19 protein-coding genes and 1 pseudogene are annotated in these 20,345 nt (G+C 75.2%); 6 read left to right on the plus strand and 14 right to left on the minus strand.

Translation table 11 applies throughout. The features are described 5' to 3' along the window. A partial coding sequence (locus OP18_RS48685; protein WP_033367293.1) for a glycoside hydrolase family 11 protein occupies positions 1-350 on the minus strand: 350 nt, incomplete at its 3' end. 193 nt (positions 351-543) lie between these two features. Here OP18_RS48685 and OP18_RS48690 point away from each other — a divergent pair. Continuing rightward, positions 544-1,383, plus strand: coding sequence for an aldo/keto reductase (locus OP18_RS48690; protein WP_033367295.1), 840 nt, complete (start codon positions 544-546; stop codon positions 1,381-1,383). A 24-nt stretch (positions 1,384-1,407) separates the two neighbouring features. Here OP18_RS48690 and OP18_RS48695 read toward each other — a convergent pair whose 3' ends face one another. Both OP18_RS48695 and OP18_RS48700 read right to left on the minus strand, forming a co-directional pair. Further along, entirely contained in the window at positions 1,408-2,271 is an 864-nt protein-coding gene (locus tag OP18_RS48695) for a fructosamine kinase family protein (RefSeq protein ID WP_033367356.1), read from the minus strand. A 2-nt stretch (positions 2,272-2,273) separates the two neighbouring features. Next, on the minus strand, positions 2,274-2,948 hold the full coding sequence (locus tag OP18_RS48700; RefSeq protein WP_033367297.1) for a TetR/AcrR family transcriptional regulator C-terminal domain-containing protein: 675 nt from the start codon (positions 2,946-2,948) through the stop codon (positions 2,274-2,276). Between the two features lie 80 nt (positions 2,949-3,028). Between OP18_RS48700 and OP18_RS48705 the strand changes: the two genes are divergently transcribed. Beyond that, positions 3,029-3,499: a hypothetical protein gene (locus OP18_RS48705; RefSeq protein ID WP_033367299.1), complete on the plus strand. Its 471-nt coding sequence runs from the start codon at positions 3,029-3,031 to the stop codon at positions 3,497-3,499. Between the two features lie 69 nt (positions 3,500-3,568). Here OP18_RS48705 and OP18_RS61560 read toward each other — a convergent pair whose 3' ends face one another. The 4 genes from OP18_RS61560 to OP18_RS48725 form a co-directional block, all read right to left on the minus strand. Further along, complete coding sequence (locus tag OP18_RS61560) at positions 3,569-5,119, minus strand: DUF7402 domain-containing protein (protein WP_245635797.1); 1,551 nt, start codon at positions 5,117-5,119, stop codon at positions 3,569-3,571. Positions 5,120-5,318: 199 nt separating this feature from the next. Further along, positions 5,319-6,197, minus strand: coding sequence for a S41 family peptidase (locus tag OP18_RS48715; RefSeq protein ID WP_052388502.1), 879 nt, complete (start codon positions 6,195-6,197; stop codon positions 5,319-5,321). Positions 6,198-6,240: 43 nt separating this feature from the next. Then, on the minus strand, positions 6,241-6,969 hold the full coding sequence (locus OP18_RS48720) for an FKBP-type peptidyl-prolyl cis-trans isomerase (protein WP_245635798.1): 729 nt from the start codon (positions 6,967-6,969) through the stop codon (positions 6,241-6,243). A gap of 61 nt (positions 6,970-7,030) precedes the next feature. After that, a complete protein-coding gene (locus OP18_RS48725; RefSeq protein WP_052388503.1) occupies positions 7,031-8,332 on the minus strand; it encodes an MFS transporter in 1,302 nt (433 codons plus the stop codon). Between the two features lie 78 nt (positions 8,333-8,410). Between OP18_RS48725 and OP18_RS48730 the strand changes: the two genes are divergently transcribed. Beyond that, positions 8,411-9,883, plus strand: coding sequence for a serine/threonine-protein kinase (locus tag OP18_RS48730; protein ID WP_033367304.1), 1,473 nt, complete (start codon positions 8,411-8,413; stop codon positions 9,881-9,883). A gap of 10 nt (positions 9,884-9,893) precedes the next feature. On the opposite strand, the gene OP18_RS48735 is transcribed toward OP18_RS48730, so the two are convergent. Both OP18_RS48735 and OP18_RS48740 read right to left on the minus strand, forming a co-directional pair. Beyond that, complete coding sequence (locus OP18_RS48735) at positions 9,894-11,009, minus strand: sensor histidine kinase (RefSeq protein WP_033367306.1); 1,116 nt, start codon at positions 11,007-11,009, stop codon at positions 9,894-9,896. Between the two features lie 2 nt (positions 11,010-11,011). Further along, positions 11,012-11,665: a response regulator transcription factor gene (locus tag OP18_RS48740; RefSeq protein WP_033367308.1), complete on the minus strand. Its 654-nt coding sequence runs from the start codon at positions 11,663-11,665 to the stop codon at positions 11,012-11,014. Positions 11,666-11,769: 104 nt separating this feature from the next. Here OP18_RS48740 and OP18_RS48745 point away from each other — a divergent pair, with 104 nt between their 5' ends. Together OP18_RS48745 and OP18_RS48750 are read left to right on the plus strand one after the other, a co-directional pair. After that, the gene (locus OP18_RS48745; protein ID WP_033367310.1) at positions 11,770-12,633 is read left to right on the plus strand and encodes an ABC transporter ATP-binding protein; all 864 of its coding nucleotides are present in this window, start codon (positions 11,770-11,772) and stop codon (positions 12,631-12,633) included. Next, positions 12,630-13,628 (plus strand): ABC transporter permease subunit, encoded by a 999-nt coding sequence (locus OP18_RS48750; RefSeq protein WP_033367312.1) that lies wholly within the window; start codon positions 12,630-12,632, stop codon positions 13,626-13,628. Before OP18_RS48745 ends, OP18_RS48750 begins: the two co-directional genes overlap by 4 nt. Before the next feature lie 14 nt (positions 13,629-13,642). Here OP18_RS48750 and OP18_RS48755 read toward each other — a convergent pair whose 3' ends face one another. The 4 genes and pseudogenes from OP18_RS48755 to OP18_RS48770 form a co-directional block, all read right to left on the minus strand. Continuing rightward, entirely contained in the window at positions 13,643-14,149 is a 507-nt protein-coding gene (locus tag OP18_RS48755) for a flavin reductase family protein (RefSeq protein WP_033367314.1), read from the minus strand. Beyond that, the gene (locus OP18_RS48760) at positions 14,146-14,676 is read right to left on the minus strand and encodes an NAD(P)H-dependent oxidoreductase (RefSeq protein ID WP_211273911.1); all 531 of its coding nucleotides are present in this window, start codon (positions 14,674-14,676) and stop codon (positions 14,146-14,148) included. Before OP18_RS48760 ends, OP18_RS48755 begins: the two co-directional genes overlap by 4 nt. After that, a pseudogene (locus OP18_RS51780) lies at positions 14,673-15,868 on the minus strand (LLM class flavin-dependent oxidoreductase). Before OP18_RS51780 ends, OP18_RS48760 begins: the two are co-directional and overlap by 4 nt. Before the next feature lie 11 nt (positions 15,869-15,879). Continuing rightward, positions 15,880-18,333: an ATP-binding protein gene (locus OP18_RS48770; protein WP_162189939.1), complete on the minus strand. Its 2,454-nt coding sequence runs from the start codon at positions 18,331-18,333 to the stop codon at positions 15,880-15,882. Positions 18,334-18,467: 134 nt separating this feature from the next. Between OP18_RS48770 and OP18_RS48775 the strand changes: the two genes are divergently transcribed. Continuing rightward, on the plus strand, positions 18,468-19,058 hold the full coding sequence (locus OP18_RS48775) for a carboxymuconolactone decarboxylase family protein (RefSeq protein WP_033367316.1): 591 nt from the start codon (positions 18,468-18,470) through the stop codon (positions 19,056-19,058). Here OP18_RS48775 and OP18_RS48780 read toward each other — a convergent pair. Beyond that, complete coding sequence (locus tag OP18_RS48780) at positions 19,030-20,238, minus strand: alpha/beta hydrolase family protein (protein ID WP_211273912.1); 1,209 nt, start codon at positions 20,236-20,238, stop codon at positions 19,030-19,032. The genes OP18_RS48775 and OP18_RS48780 overlap by 29 nt on opposite strands. Positions 20,239-20,345: the final 107 nt, after the last annotated feature.

The raw sequence follows: 20,345 nt of genomic DNA on the forward strand, positions 1-20,345 counted from the left end.
GCCAGGTAGCCGTTGCCGTTGACGTTGAACGTGCCGGAGTAGTTCACCGTGTGACTGGAGCCGGGTTTCCAACCCTTGCCGACGACGGTGTTGTTGATGTTGCTCCACTGGACACTGTACGAGCCGCCGGCCCCCAACGTCATGTTGACGTTGCCGTTGTCCTTCCAGTACGAGAAGAAGTAGCCGTTGTGGGTGCCGGTGGTGTTCGAGGTGACGGTCCGGTCGGCCTCGGCGTGGGCCGTGCCGGTCAGCGCCAGTGTGGCCGCGGCCAGCGCGACGGCGCACGCGCCGGCGATGAGCAGCCTGCCCCGGCGTAGGCGGCGCCGGGGGTGTGCGGAAATGTCATTCATGCCTGCGTCCCTTCGTGCAGTGCTCGACTCGCGTCGATGGCGGCAGTCTCATTCCCGGCGGTGTCGCCGTCAATATATTTCGAAAGGCGAGGAATGTATTCGTGAAAGCGACGGAAATGAAACTTACATTGCGGAGATGTTCATTTCTGGGGGTACGGATCCGGCGCGGCGGCCGGTGCGGTTGGATGGGGACATGACCGTGACTCCCGCGCCGACGGTGGCGCTGCCGCACGGGGCCGCGATGCCCCGCCTGGGCCTGGGCACGTGGCCGATGGACGACGCGGCGGCCGAGACGACCGTCGCCACCGCGATCGAGCTGGGCTACCGGCTCGTCGACACCGCCGAGAACTACGGCAACGAGCGCGGCGTCGGTCGTGGGCTCAAGGCGTCCGGGGTGCCGCGCGAGGAGCTGTTCGTCACGACCAAGTTCAACAAGCGCTGGCACGGCGTCGACCTGGCCGCCGAGGCGTGCGAGCGCAGCCTGGACCGGCTCGGCCTCGACCACGCCGACCTGCTGCTCATCCACTGGCCCAACCCGGGGCAGGACCGGTACGTGCAGGCCTGGCAGGGCCTGGTCCGGCTGCTGGAGGACGGCCGGGTCCGCGCGATCGGCACGTCGAACTTCAAGCCCGCCCACCTGGAGCGCGTCATCGCCGAGACCGGCGTCGTGCCGGACGTCAACCAGGTCCAGCTCAGCCCGATGGTGACCCGCGAGTCCACCCGCGCCTTCCACGCCCGGCACGGGATCGTCACCCAGTCATGGTCGCCGATCGGCGGGGAACACAACGACGTGCTGCGCGAGCCGGTCGTCACCACGATCGCCGAGCGGCACGGGCGCACGCCCGCCCAGGTGGTGCTGCGGTGGCACATGGAGCTCGGGTTGACGGCCGTACCGAAGTCGAGCGACCCGCAACGGCTCCGGCAGAACCTCGACGTCTTCGACTTCGCGCTCACCACCGACGAGGTGGCCGCGCTCAGCGCGCTCGACCGGGGCGACGCCGCCGGGGCGGACTCCGACGCGTTCGGTCACTGACCGCCCCGCGCGCGACCGCCGGGGTCAGCCGCGCGTGCGGAACGGGGCGAGGGTGGCCCGGATCTGGTCGCCCGCGCCCCAGTCGTCGTCGAACTGGGCCACCACGGCGAGGTGCTGCCGCAGCTGGATGATCGGCATGCGGTCGGGCCACCCGGCGTCCAGGCCGGTCAGTTCCGCGTAGACGGCGAAGCACCGCCGCGCCTCGGGCGGCGGCGCGGTCGTCCACACGTGCGCGAGGTCGACCTCGGCCCACATGTACGACACGGCCGGGTCGATCAGCGCGGGCCGGCCGTCCGGGGTGGCCAGGACGTTCTGCGCCCACAGGTCACCGTGGGTCAGGCAGGCCGGCCGGTCCGGCAGCAGCTCGGGCAGCCGGTCGCACAGCCGCTCCAGCGCCGCCCGGTCCGCGCTGTCCAGGGCCGCGTCGACCCGGGGCTCGCCGAGCCACCGCAGCAGCCGGTGCTGCGCGAAGAACGCGAAACCGTCGCCGGTCCAGGTGTTGCGCTGCCGGCGGCGACCGAGCCAGTTGTCGCGGTGCCAGCCGAACCGCGGATGCGTCGTGCTCGTGTGCAGGTGGGCAAGGGCGTGCGCGAACCGCTCCCAGAAGTCCTCGGTGGACGGTCGGGGCCGCAGCACCGACAGCACGAGCAGCTCGTGGTTGGCCAGCACCACGTCCGGCGTGGCCATGCCGCCGAGGTCGCGCAGCGCGGCCAGGCCCTCGGCCTCGGCGTCGAACACGTCCTCGGCGGGCGGCTCGTCGAACGCCTTGACGAACACCGGCGGCGCGTCCCGGCGGGTGGCGATGCCGGCGAGCGCCGCCAGCCCACCGGTGGCCGGTTCGACCGTGAGGACGTCGTGCATCCCGGCCCGGGCCAGGTGCTCCAGCATGATCACGGTGCCTCCTTGAGGGGGAGCGCGGCGTAGCCGGCGAGCAGGATGTCGATCGCCTCGGCGAAGCGGCTGTCGAAGTCGAGGCCGGCGCGGGTCGCGATGACCTCGGCCAGGTTCGGGAACAGCGCCGGGTCCAGCTCGTCGGCGCGCTGGTCGAGGTCCGGTTCGGTGCCCTCGTGGCCGGGGGTCTGCCCGACCTCGGCGAGGGTGTGCCCGATGGTGAACGTGGCCACGACGTTGACCACGTCCATCGCCCGGCCCAGCGGCAGCCCGGCGGCGCGCATCGTGGCGAGCCACCGCTCGGACATCCGCAGCGCGTCGGGGGAGTTCACCGGCCGGGTGGCGGCGAGCGGCAGCACGCCGGGGTGGGCCCGCAGGGCGGCGCGCAGCGCGTGCGCGAACTGCCGCATCCACGGCACCCACGCGCCGGTGCGGCCGGGCGGCGGGTCCTGCAGGCCGGCGAACGCCAGCTCCATGACCCGGTCGACGAGCCCGTCGAGAAGGGCGGCCTTGTTCGGTACGTGCCGGTAGAGCGACATCGCCTCGACGCCGAGGTGGGTGCCGAGCTTGCGCATCGACAGCGCCGGCAGCCCGTGCGCGTCGAGGTACTCCAGCGCGCCGTCCAGGACCCGCTCCCGGCTCAACCCGGCCTTCACCCACACCCCCTTGACCATGCTTACAGCGTAAGCAACCATAGCAGCACGCGCCGATGCTTACACCGTAAGCATCATTCTTACCGTGTGGAGGCCGCCCCATGTTCGTGCTCGCGCTGACCCTGACCCTGGCCGCCGTGGCGTACTTCCTGCTCGTCACGCTCGTCGACCTGTACCCGCTGAACAACGTCCGCGACGCCAAGCCGTCCGAGCAGCGCACGGAGGTCGCGGTCAACGCGCCGATGATGACGCTGCCCGCGGTGCTGCTCGCCCTCGCGGCGACGCTGTCCGTGCCGGCGCTCGGCTACGTGGCCGGCGCCCTGGAGCTGCTCTTCGCCGCGGGCGGCCTGGTCCTGTGGTGGATGCCGTACCTCACCGGTGTCCCCGCCCCGTGGGCGACCGCCGGCACCGGCACGACCTGGGCGGAGCTGCACGCCCGCACGTACGCCCAGACCCTGATCGTGCTGCCCCGCATCGGCGAGCGCCCCCGGCCCAACCTCGAGCACATGATCCTGCACGGCCTGATGCTCGCCGCCGCCGCGACCATCCTCGCCGCCGCCGCGCACCTGTGAGGTGACGCGCACCGGAGCGCGGCCGGTGGCGCCAGCACGCCGAGGGTCGGGCGTGCTGGCGTCCGGCGGTCAGCCGGCGAAGGCCTTGACCTCCAGCAGGCCGACCGAGCTCGTGCCGTTGGCCTGCAGCAGCACGCGCAGCCGGGTCGTGCTGACCGCGGTGAACGTGACCGTGATGTACGCGTTCGCGGTCACCGGGTAGCCGCTGGCGCCCGGCACGTCGGCGTAGGCGCTGCCCGTCCAGTACTGCAGCCGCCAGCTCGACGGCAGGTCGATGCCCTGGTTGTCGTCGAACAGGTAGACCTGGGCGCGGCGCAGCGAGACCGCGGCGGGCCAGGTCAGCTCGGCCCACTGCTGGCCGCTGTTGGGCCAGGTGCCCCAGCGCGGGTTGACGGTGTCGCTGGACGACGGCGGGTCGATGCCGTCGTTGATGGCCGTGACCGACTCCCACGCGGAGGTGTAGGACGCCGACACGGTCGCGGACCGGGCGAGGTTGGGGTCGGGCTGCGGGTTGCCGCCGGTGCCCTTGATGAGGAACAGGTTGTCCGCGACGTTGTAGTACTGCGACAGGTAGGACCCGGCCGGCGGGTCGGTGCTGTAGTAGTCGTCGTGGTTGCAGTCGAGCCGGTCGTCGTGGGACCGGTTGGTGCAGACCGTGCGGACCACGACGTCATCGCCGTCCTTGTAGCACATGACGTCCCACTCGTCGGTGCAGTGGCCGTAGCCGGACGCGTTGGGCGCGTTGTTGTTGACGGCGCCCAAGGTGTGGCCGAGCTCGTGCGCGGCGACGCCGGCGGTCCAGCAGCCGTTGTCGGCGCGGGCGTACTCGGGGCCGGTGTTGGAGCGGTTCGCGTCGCTCTTACGGGTGTCGCCGGCCAGACCGCCGATGCCGCAGTACACGTTGGCGTCGACGAACTGCAGGTACTTGCGGTCGGTGCGGTTGTAGCCGGCGGCCTTCACCGCGTTGAGCAGCGGCGCCCAGTCGTTGGCGTTGAGGGCCGAGTCGGCGATCTGGACATTGCGCACGACCGGGCGGCACGCGCCGTTGACGGTCTCGGTGACGTACCGGACGTGCCGCTCGCCGCCGGTCTCCTTCGCGCTCTCGATGAAGATCGTGTCGACGCCCTCGGCAAGGGTGCGGAACGTCTCCAGGTACTGCGTGTAGCGGCTGGTCGAGCCGTGGATGTACAGGACCTCGACCCGGCGGCCGCTGGTGCCGTCGCCCTCGCAGGCCGCGAGTGACTGGGCGGCGGCCGGCCCGGCCGCGGCGGCGGCGAGGGCCGGCACGCTGGTCGACACCGACAGGCCGGCCGGTGGGGCGTCGGGGCCGTGCGTGCACATGACCGGGCTGGTCCCCTGCACCTCCAGCAGCGCGCTGCCGCACGGACCGGCGGGGCGGCGTCGCAGGCCGTGGTAGACCAGCCCGCGCGCGGCGTCGTTCGCGGGCACGGCGGCCGGGTCGGCGCGCCGGCCGTCCCGGTCGCCGGCCAGCGCGGTGCCGGCGAAGGCGTTGAGGCCGACGACGGCCGTCGCGACGGCGACGGCGGTGGCGGATGCGAGGGCGGTCCGGCGGGGACGGCGCCCGGCGAGTCTTCGCACGGCGGATACGGATCCGGGCATGGTGTGCGGCTCCCTTCACGAAGCGAAGCGGGATCGGGACCGATGCGCGCACCGGGCGGGGTGCGACACATCGACGAAAACCTTTTCGCAGGGTGCCAAGATGCATCGCCGCATGTCAATGATGTGACAAGTTGTGCCAAGGACTTAAGCGCAGGCACAACTCGGCGCCGCGCCGAAACGTTTTCGGCGCGGGAGAGGTTCAGGCGCGCAGCCAGACCACGGCCGCGGCGAGCGGGTCCGCGCCGCCGGGCTCGTCGGGCGGCAGCGGGCCGCGGTGGACGGTGCGCCGGTGATCGGCGAACCAGGCGACCGTCACGTGCATGCGGGCGCCGTCGCGCAGCAGGTGCGTCTCGTTGGCGCTGGTCATCCCGGCCGTCGCGGCGCCGAACCCGCGCACGTGCGGCCGGCCCCGCAGCGCGACCGCGACCGCCTCGCCGGAGCTGGCGGTGCGCCCGTCGGTGAGCACCGCGATGCGGCCCGTGCCGGATACGCCCCCGACGGGCGCGCGGGCCAGGGTGCGGCCGTCGAGCAGCACCCGCCCCCGGCGCAGCGTCCACGTCCGGTCCGGGCCGTCCGGCGGCACGAAGTGGCCGAGGACGCCGTCGGGCAGCAGCGGGGCGAGCACGGCGAGCATCGGCCACATGTTGCCGCCCTGGTTGCCGCGCAGGTCGACGACCCACCCCGTCACCCCGGCGGCGGCCAGCCCACGCACCGTCCGGAGGCCGGCGTCGCGGTACGCGCGGTGCTCACCGGCGCAGGAGGGCAGCCGCAGGTGCCCGGCACCGCCGACCACGTCCCCGGTCGGCACCGCCGTGGCCGGCCCGCCGGCGCCCCGGACGCCGGGACGGCGCAGCCCACTGTGCGCCCCGCCCGCCCGCCGCAGCACGGCGGCGATGGTGTCGTGCGTGCCGGCGTACGTGACCGCATCCGCACACCCGGCGAGAGCGTCGGCCCGGGTCGCCGGCCAGTCGACCGTGTCCCGGTGCAGCGCGGTGGACTCGATGACGTCGAGGGCGTGCAGCAGATACCGCCGGACCCGCCGCCGCGCGAGCCGGTGCACCCCGTCGATGAACCGCACGATGCCGCCGAGCCTACCGGCCGGGCGGCACCGCGAAACGTGGCTACTTGGCGGCCAGCAGATCCACGACGAACCGCAGCGTGCCGCCCGGTGCCCCGTTGCCGGGGTTGTCGCCGTAGGCCATCGAGGCGGGGATGTCGAGCTGCACCCGGCTGCCGACCTTCACGCCGACCAGGCCCTCGTCCCAGCCCTTGATGACCATGCCGGTGCCGAGCTGGAAGTCCAGCGGCTGCGACCGCTTCCAGGACGAGTCGAACTCCTTGCCGTCGGCGTACGTGACACCGACGTAGTTCACCGTGATGTTCTGCCCGGCCTGGGCCGGCGCGCCCTTGCCCTCGATGAGGGTGGTCACCACCAGCTTCGACACGGTGCCGGTGCCGGCCTTCGCCGCCGGCTTGGTGCTCAGCGCCGGGTCGGCGCCCGCGGGCACCGGCGGGAACGCGGCGGGCGGCGCGGTGTCGCCCTGCGCGGGCGCGGTCTGCGCGTCGGTGCCCTGCGTGGCGGCGCCGGAGGTGGTGCTGCCGGTGCTGGTGTTGTCTCGCGGGGACGAGTCGCCGGAGCGGACCCACAGCGTGATGCCGACGATCAGCACAAGCACGGCGGCGGCCGCACCGACGATGCTCAGCATCCGCCGGCGCTTCTCCGCCGCGACCGCGCGCGCCTTCGCGGCCTTCGCCGCCGCGCGTTTCGCGGCCTTGGACTTGTCCACCTGGATGGTGCTGGGACGCTTGGAGCCCGTCCCAGGCTGCGGGTTCGTCACGCGATCGGTCACCGCAACACCATACGCAACCATCCGGCCACCGCCCACCACCGTGCGGTGCGCGGCGGCGCCGTCAGCCGCGCCGGCTCGCCGCCAGGACACCGGCCAGCATGATCACCGCGGCCACCTGGATGGTGAGCACGGCCACGGTCAGGTGCGCCGGCGACCGGCTGTAGAGCAGCCCGGCCGCGGTGCCGCCGGCGAGCGCGCCGGCGCCCTGGACCGCGGCGAACACGCCGTACGCGGTGGCCCGGCGGTGCCGCGGCACGAGGTCGGCGACGAGCGCCTTGACGGTGGAGTCCTGCACGCCCACGGCCGTCCCCCACAGCAGCACCGCCGCCACCGCCAGGTACACGGCGCCGTCGAACAGCAGCGGCGGTACGGCGGCGACCAGCGCCGGCAGCGCGATCAGCACCCATGGGCCCGTCCGGTCGTACAGGGCCCCGGTGGCCAGGGCGGCGAGGGCACCGGCGGCCATCGCCGCCGCGTACATGACCGGCACCGCCGCGGTCGCGACCACCCCGGCCGCGACGAGGTGGAACCCGATCAGCCCGAACGTCACCAGACCCGCGGTGCACAACGCCGTCGCCGCGGCGAACCAGTGGAACCGGCGAGGCAGCCGGTCCCGGTCCAGTACCGGCGCGGCGGGCGCAGGATCTGCCGGTGCCGGTGCCGGTGCCGGTGCCGGTGCCGGTGCCGGTGCCGGTGCTGGTGCCGGTGCCTGACCGGCCGGTGGTGGCGCCGAACCGCCCGGTGGCGGTGCCGTGCGGGCCCGCGCCCGGATCGTGACCAGCAGCAGCATCGCGGCCGCGGCCGGCGCGGCCAGGACCGCCAGCCCGGGCCACAGGGCGCCGGCCGAGGCCGCGACGACCGCGGCGACGAGCAGCGGACCGGCGAACGCGCCGACCTGGTCCAGGGCCTTGTGCACACCGAGTCCCCGGCCCATGCCGACCTGCCCGGCGGCGTCGGCCAGCAGCGCCGACTTCGCGGGGCTGCGGACCGCCTTGCCCAGCCGCTCGGCGAGGATCAGCCCGGCAGCCACGGCCAGGCCGGCGCCGCCCAGCGCCGGGGTGACGGCGAGCAGCGGCACGCAGACCGCGGTCAGCCCGTAGCCGGCGATCGTCAGCGTCCAGTACCGGCGGGTCCGGTCGGCCAGCGGCCCCGACACCAGCCGCAACAGCAGCGCCGCGGCTTCCCCCGCGCCGGTGACCAGGCCGACGACCACGGCGGACGCGCCGAGCGACGCGAGCAGCGGCCCGTACAGGGACCGGGCGCCCTCGTACACCATGTCCGCGGCGAGGCTGACCACCCCGAACCCGACGACCACCCGCCATGCCGTCCCCGTGGTGCCGGCCCGGTCCGTCCCAGTGGTCATGCGGCAAGTATCCGTACAACCGTGATCGTGATCGAACCGTGATATTGATTCGGGCGCCGATGGGGCAGAAGAGGGTACGTGCGTGGGCAGGTGCTGGGCGGGCGGTATCACCTCTACGACGTGCTCGGCTCGGGCGGCATGTCGGTGGTGTGGCGTGCCCGCGACGAGGTGCTCGACCGTGACGTGGCGGTGAAGCTGCTGTCCGGCCCGCACGCCGTCGACCGGGCCGCCCGGCACCGCATCCGCGTCGAGGCCAGGTCGGCCGCCGCGCTCGCCCACCCCAACGTCGCGCAGGTCCACGACTTCGGCGAGACGGTCGAGGGCGGGCAGCGCACCCCGTACGTGGTCATGGAGCTGGTGCCGGGGCCGACCCTCGAGGAGCACGCCGCGGCCGGCCCGCTGCCGCCCACCGCGGTGGTCCGCGTCTGCGCCGAGGTCGCCGCCGCACTGGCCGCCGCGCACACCGACGGGCTGGTGCACCGCGACGTCAAGCCCGCGAACGTGATCCTGGCCCCGACCGGGGCGAAGGTCGTCGACTTCGGCATCGCCGCCTCGGCCGGCCGGGAGGGCACCGACGCGAACGGGGGCCTGCTCGGCACCGCCGACTACATCGCACCGGAGCGGCTCGTCGACGACACCGTCACCCCCGCCTCCGACGTGTACTCCCTCGGTGTCCTGCTGTACAAGCTGCTCACCGGCCGCCAGCCGTGGCGGGCGTCGGGGGCCGCCGAGATCCTCCACGCCCACCTGCACGCGACCCCGGAGCCGATCCCCGACCTGCCCGGCGTCCCACCCGGCGTCGTGGAGCTGTGCCTGCGCTGCCTGGACAAGGACCCGGCCCGCCGGCCCACCGCCGCCGAGGTGGCCGCCACCCTGACCGCCGCCGCCACGTCCGCCGCCGCGATCTCCGCCGCCGCGTCCGCTGCGGCCACCGCTGCCGCCGACCGGGCCGGCCGTTCCCAGCGGGAGGGTGCCGGCGGCCGGCGCCGCAGCGGCCTCGCCCTGGCCGCCGCCGGCGCTGTCACGGCGGCCAGCGTGACCTGGCTGCTCGTCCCGGCACCCGAGCACTCGCAGCCCGCCGACGCGCGCCCCGCCACCGTGCCGGCCGACGCGAGCGGCCGGCCGGGCGCCCGGCCGAGCGCACCGGCGAGCGCGCCGGCCACCGGCGGCACGCCCGCCGCCCAGCCGCCGGGCACCGCCCCCGCGACCGGCGTCGGCGCCGGCACCCCCGCCGCGTCGGCACCCGCCACCCCCGAGGCCGTGGCGACACCGGCCGGCTCGGACGCGCCGACCGACCAGCCAGGCACCGCACCGGCCGGGCCGCGGTCGTTCACGTCCGACGGCGGCACCGTCCGGGCCCAGTGCACCGGCGCCGCGCTCGCCGAGCTGCTGTCGTGGACGCCCGTGACCCCGTACCGGACCGACTGGGTCAACCCCGGCCCGGCCACCGCCGCCGTCGCCGCGTTCACCCGCGGCAACCTCACCGTCGACATGACCGTCACCTGCGACGGCACCGTCCCGACGGCGTCGGTGAGCACGCACGGCGGCTAGCCCGATCAGGCTAGGCCGACGCCGGGAACCCCACCTCGACGGCCAGGCCGCCGCCGGGGCGCGGGCGGGCGGTCAGCGTCGCGCCGTGGGCCCGCGCGACCGCCCGCACGATCGACAGGCCGAGGCCGTGGTGCCCGGCGTCGGCGGTGCGGTGCAGCCGCTGGAACGGCTCGAACAGCCGATCGACCTGGTCGTCGGGGATGACCTCGCCGGTGTTGGCGACGTTGAGCACGACCCGGTCCGCCGCGACGTGCAGGCCGGCCTCGACCAGGCCGCCGGGCACGTTGTGGTGGATCGCGTTGTCGCACAGGTTGACCAGCAGCCGGCCGAGCAGCAGCGGGTCGCCGGGCACCACCGCCGGCGGCAGCGACGCCGTGACCCGCAGCCCGCGCCGCCGCGCCTCGGGCGCCCGCTCGCGCAGCGTCAGTTCGAGCAGGCCGGCGAGGTCGACCGGCTCGTCGCCGCCGCGGCCGTGCTCGCTGCCGGCCAGGGTCAGCAGCGACTCCAGCAGCTGCCCGCGCTGCTCGCTGATGGCCAGCAGCCGCGCGAAGTTCGACCGGAACGACGCGAGGCTCGCGTCCGGGTCGATGAGCGGCTCCTCCAGCAGCGCGCGTTCGACGGTCAGCGGGGTGCGCATCTCGTGGGCGGCGTTGGCCACGAACCGTTTCTGCGCGTCGAGCGCGGCCTCGAGCCGGCCGAGCAGCCCGTCGACGGTGTCGGCCAGGTCCTTGAGCTCGGTGCGGCGGCCGGACAGCGCGAGCCGCTCGTGCACGTTGCGGTCCGAGATGCGGTGCAGGCGTTCGGTCATGGTCAGCACCGGGCGCAGCACCCGGCCGGCGATGAGCCAGCCGAGCAGCAGCGACAGCACCGCCATGATGGCCAGCGCGATCAGCGGCTGCGCGAGCCGGCCGCCGGCGCCGGCGACCTCTTCCACGACCGGGGCCGGCACCGGCGGCCCCGCACCGGGCACGGCCGGGACCGGCGGCACCGGGTCCAGCGCCGGCGGCGCCACCGCCCCGCCGAGGCTCTTGGCCAGGGCCCACATGATGCCCAGCAGCACCGCGCTGGACATGACCGAGACGAGGCAGTACAGCAGGGTGAGCCGCAGCCGCAGCGGGTGTCGCATGCTCAGATCCGGTATCCGGCCCGCGGCACCGTCTCGATGAGCGGGGGATCGCCCAGCTTGGCCCGCAGCCGGTTCATGGTCGCCTTGACGGTGGTGGTGAACGGGTCCGCGGCCTCGTCCCAGACCCGCTCCAGCAGCTCCTCGGCCGGCACGACCCGGCTCCCGCTGGCCATCAGGTACTCCAGCACGGCGAACTCCTTCGGGCTCAGCGGCAGGCGGGCACCGGCCCGGGTGGCGGTGCGCTGCGCGGGGTCGAGGCGCAGGTCGCCGTGGACCAGCACCGGCGGCGTCGGCGGCTGCGCGCGGCGGCCCAGGGCCCGGATCCGCGCGACCAGCTCGGCGTAGGCGAACGGTTTGGGCAGGTAGTCGTCGGCGCCGAGGCCGAGCCCTTCGACCCGCTGCGCGACGGTGCCGGACGCGGTGAGCATGAGCACCCGGCTCAGCGACGCCTGCCCGGCGAGGGTGCGGCACACGTCGTCGCCGTGCACCACGGGCAGGTCCCGGTCCAGCACGATGACGTCGTACCCGACGACGGCCGCCCGCTCCAGGGCCGCGCCGCCGTCGTAGGCGACGTCGACGGCCATGCCCTCGCGCCGCAGCACCCGGGCCACGGAGTCGGCCAGGTCCGGCTGGTCTTCGACCACGAGTACCCGCATCACGCACCTTCCCGTCCGCCCCGACGCTACCGGCGGGCCCGTCACAGCCCGGTCACAGCGGTCCGGACCGTGCTGTGACCGTCCGGCGCCTACAAAGGGAGCCCATGAACCCAGCAATCCGCACAGCGGCGCTCACGAAACGCTACCGCCGCCGGCTCGCCCTGCACGACTGCACGGTGACCGTCCCGGCGGGCCGGATCGTCGGCCTGGTCGGCCCCAACGGCGCCGGCAAGTCGACGCTCCTCGGTCTCGTCTGCGGCATGATCACCCCGACCAGCGGCAGCATCGAGGTCCTCGGCCACCGGCCCGCCGCCGGGGCCGCCCAGCTGTCCCGCGTCGGGTTCGTCGCCCAGGACGCGCCGGTGTACAGCAGGCTGACCGTCGCCGAGCACCTGCGGCTCGGTGCCCGGCTGAACCCGAACTGGGACGACGACCTCGCGCAGCGGCGCATCCGCCGGCGCGGCCTGGACCCGGACCAGAAGGCGGGCGCGCTGTCCGGCGGGCAGCGCGCCCAGCTCGCCCTGACCGTCGCCGCCGCGAAACGCGGTGACCTGCTCGTGCTCGACGAGCCGGTCGCGGCCCTGGACCCGCTGGCGCGCCGCGCGTTCCTGGACGATCTGCTCGACTTCGTCGACGAGCTCGCCGTCGGCGTCGTGCTCTCCTCCCACCTGCTCGGCGACCTGGAGCAGGTCTGCGACCACCTGATCGTGCTGGCCGGCGGCCGGGTCCAGCTCGCCGGCGACGTCGCCGACCTGCTCGCCGAGCACCACCGGGTGACCGGAGCCCCGGACCCGGACCGGCTGCCGGCCGGCGCGCGGCTGATCCACGCCGAGCAGACCCGCCACGAGACGTCGATGATCGTGCGCTGCGCCGGGCCGGTGCCCGGCGGCACGCCCGTCGGCCTGGAGGGCATGACCCTGGCCTACCTGACCGCCGCCACGCCCACCCCGACGGGAGCACCGCGATGATCTGGCTGACGTGGCGGCAGTTGCGTGCCCAGAGCGTGGCGGCCGCCGCCGCGCTGACGCTGCTGGCGCTGTACCTCATCCACCTGGGCCGCGGCATCCGTGCCTTCCATGACACGAGGATCGCCGGCTGCGCCGGTGACGCGTGCCGCCTCGCCCGGATGCAGCTGCGCGGCGACTACGGCGACACCGTCGCGCTCCTCGGGCTGCTCCTGCTCGTCGTGCCCGCCCTGATCGGCGTCTTCTGGGGCGCGCCGCTGGTCGCCCGGGAGCTGGAGGAACGCACCGACCGGCTGGTGTGGAACCAGAGCGTCACCCGCACCCGCTGGCTCGCGGTCAAGCTCACCGTCGTCGGCCTGTGCAGCGCCCTGGTCACCGGCGCGTTCAGCCTGCTGCTGACGTGGAGCGCCGGCCCGTACGACGCGGTGACGGGCGAGCGGTTCGCGGCCGTGAACTTCGCCGCCCGCGACGTCGTGCCCGTCGGCTACGGGGTGTTCGCGTTCGTGCTCGGCGCCGTCGCCGGCATGCTGGTGCGCCGGACGCTGCCGGCGATGGCGGTGACCCTCGTCGTGTTCACCGCCCTGCAGGTGCTGGTCCCGGCGGTCGTACGGCAGCACCTGATGCCCCCGGTCACCGAGACCGTCGCCATGGACACCACGGTCCTGCGCGGCGACATCGGCCTCAGCCTGGAGGATGACGGCACGTTCACCATCCGCGGCTACACCGTCCCCGGCGGCTGGGCGCTGCGGGACTCGTCGCCGGTGGTCAAGTCGGACGGCTCGGCGTACACCGGCGACGACGCGAAACCCTGCGTCGCCGACATCGGCGACATGGACGCCACCATCGCCTGCACCGCCGCCCAGCGGCTGCGCTTCGAGCACACCTACCAGCCGGCCGGCCGCTACTGGACGTTCCAGTGGATCGAGCTGTCGCTGTACCTGCTGCTGTCGCTGCTGCTGGCCGGGTTCGGGCTCGGCTGGCTGCGGCGCCGGGTCTGACGCCCCGCCGGGGCTCAGGCGGAGTGCAGCCGGCCGAAGCGGCTGCGGTGGAACACCAGCGGCGACGGGTCCGGCAGCTGGGACCGGCCGGCGGCGATGAGCCGCAGCAGCACGATGGTGTGGTCGCCGGCCGGGACCTCGTGGTGGATGGTGGTGTCGAAGTGTGCCAGGCCGTCTTCGAGCGTGACCGCGCCCTCGGCGGTCACGATCAGCGGCAGGCCGTCGAAGCGGTGCTCGACGGCGCCGGCGAGCTGGCGGGCCACCGCGGAGTGGTGGTCGGCGAGGATCGTGACCCCGAGGTGCGGCGCGCGGCGCAGGTCCGGCCACGTCTTCGAGGTGTTGGCGATGCAGAAGGAGACCAGCGGCGGGTCGAGGCTCACCGACGTGAACGAGCTGGCGGCGAGCCCGACCGGCACGCCGTCGACGAGGGCGGCGACGGCGACCACGCCGCTGGGGTAGCTGCCGAACACCTCACGCAGCCGGTCGGGGTCGAGGTCCTGGTTGGTCCGCAGTCCCGTCATCGCGGGCCCTCCCGGCGGGCGTGCAGGAAGCCGGCGACGACGGGCCGGGTCGCGGTGAGCCAGTCGGCGTAGGCGGCCGGGTCGTCGTGCTGCTTGTCGATGACGAACAGGCCGCGGCCGGGGACGGTGGCGCCGATCTCGGTGAGCACCGGGCGCAGGGTCAGCTCGGCGGCGAGGGCGTGCTGCGGGCCGGCGCCGAGCAGCATCGGCACCGCGAGGCCGCGCAGGCCGGTGCCGCCGGCGAACCGGTCCAGGAACAGCTTCAGCAGGCCGGTGTAGGTCCCCTTGTACGTGGGGCTGGCGGCCACGACGAGGTCGGCGGCGCCGACGGAGGCGACCAGTTCGGTGACGGCCGGGTCGGCCCAGTCCAGCAGCGTGGCGCCGAGGGTGGCGAGGTCGACGACCAGGTCCGGTTCGGCGCCGGCCAGCTCCCGCGCGACGTACGTGGCGGCCGACAGCGTCCGGCTCCGCGGGCGCGGGTTGCCGACGACGACGGCGATCCGGCCCCCGCCGTCCGGGGCGGTCACGACGCCCGCCCGGCGGCCGTCGCGGGCACGCCGAACGGCACCGCGGCCGTCGCGTGCCGGCCCGGTGCGGGATGCCGCCAGCGCCCGCGTCGGGTCAGCTCGGGCAGGACCCCCTCGCCGAAGCGGTACGCCTCCTCCAGGTGCGGGTAGCCGGACAGGACGAACTCGGTGACGCCGGCCTCGGCATACTCCTCGATGAGGTCGGCGACCTGCTGGTGGCTGCCGACGAGGGCGGTGCCGGCACCGCCGCGGACCAGGCCGACGCCGGCCCACAGGTTGGGGTGGATCTCCAGGCCGACCTTGGTGCCGCCGTTGAGGGCGAGCATCCGCCGCTGCCCCTCGGACTCGCTGCGGCGCAGCCCGTCCTGGACGGTGCGGATCCGCTCCTCGGAGATCCCGGCGAGCAGCCGGTCGGCCTCCGCCCACGCCTCCTCGGCGGTGTCCCGGGCGATGGTGTGCACCCGCAGGCCGAAGGCCGGCGCCCGGCCCTGGCGCGCGGCGAGGTCCCGCACCCGGGCGACCTTCTCCGCGACCGCGGACGGCGGCTCGCCCCAGGTCAGGTACACGTCGGCGTGGCGGGCCGCGACCTGCAGCGCGGCCGGGGAGGAGCCGCCGAAGTACACCAGCGGCAACGGATCCGGCAGCTGCGCCAGGACCGCGTCGGACAGCTGGTAGTGCTCGCCGTCGACGGTGACGGGCTGGCCGGACCAGAGGGCCCGCACGATCGTCAGGAACTCCGCGCAGCGGGCGTAGCGGGCGTCCTTGTCGAGGTAGTCGCCGTACATGCGCTGCTCGTGGCTCTCCCCGCCGGGACGACGTTGAGCAGCAGCCGGCCGCCGGAGAGGTTCTGGAAGGTGCCGGCCATCTGGGCGGCGAGGAACGGTGCGATGAGCCCGGGGCGGAAGGCGACGAGGAACTTCAGCCGCTCGGAGACGCCGGCCAGCATGGCGGTGGTGATCCAGGCGTCCTCGCACCACGCGCCGGTCGGGGTCAGCGCGGCCTCGAAGCCGAGCTGCTCCGCGGAGCGGGCGATCTGGCCGAGGTAGGCGACGGAGGCGGGCCGCCCGGCCGCGCCGGCGGGCGTGCCGTGGCCGCCGCCGACGACCTGCCGGCCGTCCCCGCCGTTGGTGGGCAGGAACCAGTGGAATTTGAGGTCTGTCATCACGCCTGTCCGTGGCTCGGGGCCGGGCATCTCGGTAAATACTATAGACTTAGTAGGGTATATCTCCGCAAGGCCTCCGCCGGGGCCAGCTCGCGGCCCTGCGCGTACGCGCTGCCGAACGCCTCGGCGCCGAGGGCCCCGGCCAGGCGGCGGCGCAGGTCCTCGTCCGCCGGCCGGAACGGCCGCAGGTGTGCCCCGGCCGACTCGCGCTGCCGGGCGGCGGCGCCGAGCAGGACCGCGGCGGTCCCGGGCCGCTCCTGGTCGGCGGCGAGCGCGGCGAGCGCCTCCAGGGCCTGCACCAGCACCACCGACTGCCCCGCGACCAGGATCGCCCCGGCGGCGGCGGGCAGCAGCTCCGCCGCCCGGGCCAGGTCGCCGGTGCGCCGGGCGTGCTCGCCGAGGACGTACAGGGCGCGGCCCGCGCAGCGGCGGTCGCCGAGGCGGCGCAGCGTCGGCAGCAGGTCCCGCATCCGGTCCGCCGCGTCGGCGTCCTCGCCGCGGACCCAGGCCAGGTTCGCCAGGCCGACCCCGGCGTGCGCGACGTCGGCCTCGCTGCCGGCCGCCTCGGCCATCGCCCGGCTGCGCGCCAGCCAGCCGCGGACGTCCTCGTCGGCGATCCCGGCCGACATGGCCCGCTGCGCCATCATGAACAGCGTGTTGGCGGCGTACACCTGGTCGCCCGCGCGCTGGAACAGCGTGACGCTGTCGCGGCCCCACTGCAGCGCCTCGCTGAGCGCCGGCGAGATCGGCACGAGCCCCTGCATCGTGAGCGCCCGGTCCCACGGGTCGTCGAACCCGGCCAGCGCGTCGTGCAGCGCGGGCCGTGCCGCGTCCGGGCGGATCCACATCGCGCACATGCCGACCGCGCGGGCCGCCACGGCCCGGGTCGGCCGGTCCTGGCCCCGGGCGAGCCGCGCCGCCCGTTCGGCGAGGTCCAGGGCGGTGCGGGCGTCGCCGGGGTGCAGCAGCGCAGCGGCGGCGGCGAGCCCGGCCACGGCGGCGGGCGTCGGGGCCGGGTCGCCGAGCTCCAGGATCCGCTGGATCCACTCGTGCGCCTCCCGACGCTGCCCGGCCAGGTCCCAGAACCGTTCCAGGTCGGCGACGCAGCGCCAGGCGGCGTCCGTGTCGCCGGTCCCGACGCGGTACGCCAGCGCCGCGCGCAGGTTCGGCTGCTCGGCCGCGGCCCGCCGGAACCAGTCGCGCTGCCCGGCGTGCCGCAGCCCGTCGGCGGCGCGGCCGGCGAACGCCAGGTAGTGCGCGGCGTGCCGGGCCCGGGCGGCGGGCTCGCCGCCACCGGCCGCGAGGCGCTCCGCGGCGTACGCCCGCAGCGTCTCCAGCAGCCGGAACCTCCTGGGCTCCCCGCCGACCACGGTCACCAGCGACTTGTCGACCAGCCGCGGCAGCACCGTGAGCGCCGCCTCGCCGCCGGGGCCGTGCACCGCCCGCACCGCGTCGAAGTCGAAGTCGGCGGGGAACACGCCGAGCCGGTCGAACAGGGCCCGCTCGTCGGCGTCGAGCAGCTCGTAGCTCCAGTCGACGGCGCCGCGCAGTGTGCGGTGCCGCGGCCCGCTGGTCCGGGCGCCCGCGGACAGCAGGTCGAAGCGCTGGTCGAGGTGCTCGACCAGCTCGGCCGGGCCGAACGTGCGCAGCCGCGACGCGGCCAGCTCGATCGCCAGCGGCAGCCCGTCGACGCGCCGGCACAGCGCCGCGACCGCGGGGGCGACGGCGTCGGTGAGGGCGAAGCCCGGCGCCGCGGTCGCCGCCCGGTCGACGAACAGCCGCACGGCCGCCAGCCCGGCGATGCCGGCGGTCGTGTCGGCACCGTCCGGCGGCACGTCCAGGGTGCGCAGCTGGTACGTGACCTCGCCGGGCACGCCCAGCGGCTCCCGGCTGGTGGCCAGCACCCGCAACCCCCCACCGGCCCGCAGCAGCGCGGCGACGACCTCGGCGGCGGCCGCCACGACGTGCTCGCAGTTGTCGACGAGCAACAGGCCGCGCAGGCCGGCCGCGGCGTCGCCGAGGACCTCCGGCAGGGACCAGCCGGGCTCCGGCACGACGCCCAGCGCCCGCGCGACGACGTCACCGACGAGGTCCGGCGCGACCGGGGCGAGGTCGGCGAGGCGCACGTCACCGCCGGCCCCGGCCACGTGGAACGCCAGCCGGGTCTTGCCGACCCCGCCCGGCCCGGTGAGCGTGACCAGCCGGTGCCCGGCGAGCAGCGCACCGACCTCCGCGGACTCCCGCTCCCGGCCGACGAGCGTGGTCAGCGGCGCCGGCAGCGCGGGCCGCGGCGGGCGGCGCAGCGCGGCACCGGCCTCGACCAGCGCCGCCCGGTCGGCGGCGCCGAGCTTGCGCAGCAGCGCCGCGACGTGGCTCTCCACGGTGCGCACCGACACGTGCAGCCGCTCGGCGATCTCCCGGTTGCGTAACCGCTCCCCGATCGCGCGCAGCACCTCCGCCTCACGCGCGGTGATGCCGGCCCCCTCAACGGTCATGTCCGCATTCTGCTGGGCGGCGTCCGGCGCGGACATCCCATCCGTGCCGCTTTTCCGTGCCCCGCACGGATGTGCCGGCGTGCGGCGGCGGCGACGCTGGGACGGTCACCGCACCGCCGAGCACTGGAGCAACCGTGGACACCGCCGGGTTTCTCGCCGCCCCCGAGGCGACCACCGACGCGCAACGCCTGCTGGACGAGGACCTCGCCGAGCTGGGGTACGTGATGAACTGCACCCGCCTGTGGAACTACCAGCCGGCCACGGTCACCGGGCTGTTCGAGCTGATGGGCGTGGCCAACGCGGTGGACCGGTTCGACCTGCGCCAGCGCGGCATCCTCGTCACCGCCGCCACGTCGGCGTTCGGCGACGCGTACTGCACCCTCGCCTGGGGCCGCAAGCTCGCCGAGCTCACCGACGAGCGGACCGCCGCCGGCGTCGTCGCCGGCACCGACGAGCGGCTCAGCCCCGCCGAACGGGCGATGGCCGGCTGGGCGCGCAAGGTCGCCCGCGCCCCGAACGGCACCACCGCCGAGGACGTGCAGCAGCTGCGCGACGCCGGCTTCACCGACCCGCAGATCTTCACCATGACGGTGCTCGTCGCGCTGCGCCTGGCGTTCTCCACGGTCAACGACGCGCTCGGCGCGGGCCCGGACCGGGGCCTGCACGACAGCACCCCGGCCGCCGTGCGCGACGCGGTCACGTTCGGCCGTCCGGTCGACGCGTGAGACCCGCGCCGCGCCCTGGCCGGCCGTCGGCTCCAGCCGCAACGGCGTCACGGCGGGGGGGGGCCCCTTCGCGGGCCCCCCGGGCCGGGGGGGGGGGGCGGCCCGCCGGCCCGGCCCCCCGGGGGGGGGGGGGGGGGCGGGCGCCCCCGGCCGGGGGCCCACCCCGCCCCGCCCGAAGACGCGGGCCGTCGCGGAGGTGGTAGTCGAGGAAGGCCGCGCAGAACGCCCGCGGCGTCGGCGCGTTCGTGCTCCACATGCCCTGGTCGACCGCCCATCTGACGGTCGGGTCGGCCGCGGCCCGCTCGGCGATCACGGCGTCGATCTCACGGTCCTCCGCGGCGCGCAGCCGGGGGTCGATGTCGGCGCGGTCGCCGGGCACCGCCGTGGTGACCCAGTCGCCGAGGTCGTAGACGCCGTCCAGGGCGATGAGCGCGTTCGGGCGGGGTTCGAAGGCGGCGGCGCGGGGCATGAGGTAGCCGCCCATGCTGAGACCGAGCAGCGCGATGTGGTTCGGGTCGATCTCGGTGCGGGTCAGCGCGTAGTCGATGACCGGGCCGACCACGTGCTCCCAGTCGGGCCGGAAGCCCAGGCCCTGCCGGTGCCGGGGACCCGGATGGCCGGGCCCGGCGAAGGCCAGCACGTGGTAGCCGCGCTCGGCGGCGGCCGCGGCCCCGTAGAAGTACAGCTCCTCGACCGGGCCGTCGAAGCCGTGGCACATCACGACGGTCGGGCGCGGCTCGCCGGTCGCGCCGCCCTGGTAGAAGTACCCGGGCAGCGTGGTGCCCTCGTAGGGGATCTCGAGCGGTTCGATCGCCGGCGTCATGAGTCCGGCCGCGGTCTGGAAGCAGGCGACGCTGCGGTCGTAGGCGTGCGGGATGCGGGGATCGTCGGGCCGCCCGTGCAGGAAGAACTCGGCGGTCCGGTAGTAGTTCGAGGCGCGCAGGTACCCGTCGCGCGCGCTGTGCCGGTGCCCGGCCATCGCCGACTTGTCCGCGGCGTGCGCGATCCGGTCGGCGGTCGAAAGCCACTGGTCGTGCCAGCCGTCGTAATCGCCGCCGGTGATGGCCTCGGCGGTGCTCACGACCTCGCCGATGTCCGCGCCGCCGTATGCGGTGTGGCCGAGGCAGCGCAGGGTCTCGTACCAGAACTGCTGGTCGTCCGGAAACAGCAACGAGCGCATCATGCCCTCCTCGCACGCGTCGGTGCCGGCCGGTGCGACACCGCCGGCCTCGCCGGGGGATGACTACCCGTGCGTGCCGGCCGAAACGGCCCCGCGGCGCCGGGCCG

Origin of the sequence: Dactylosporangium aurantiacum, from assembly GCF_000716715.1 — a bacterium.
GTDB lineage: Bacteria > Actinomycetota > Actinomycetes > Mycobacteriales > Micromonosporaceae > Dactylosporangium > Dactylosporangium aurantiacum.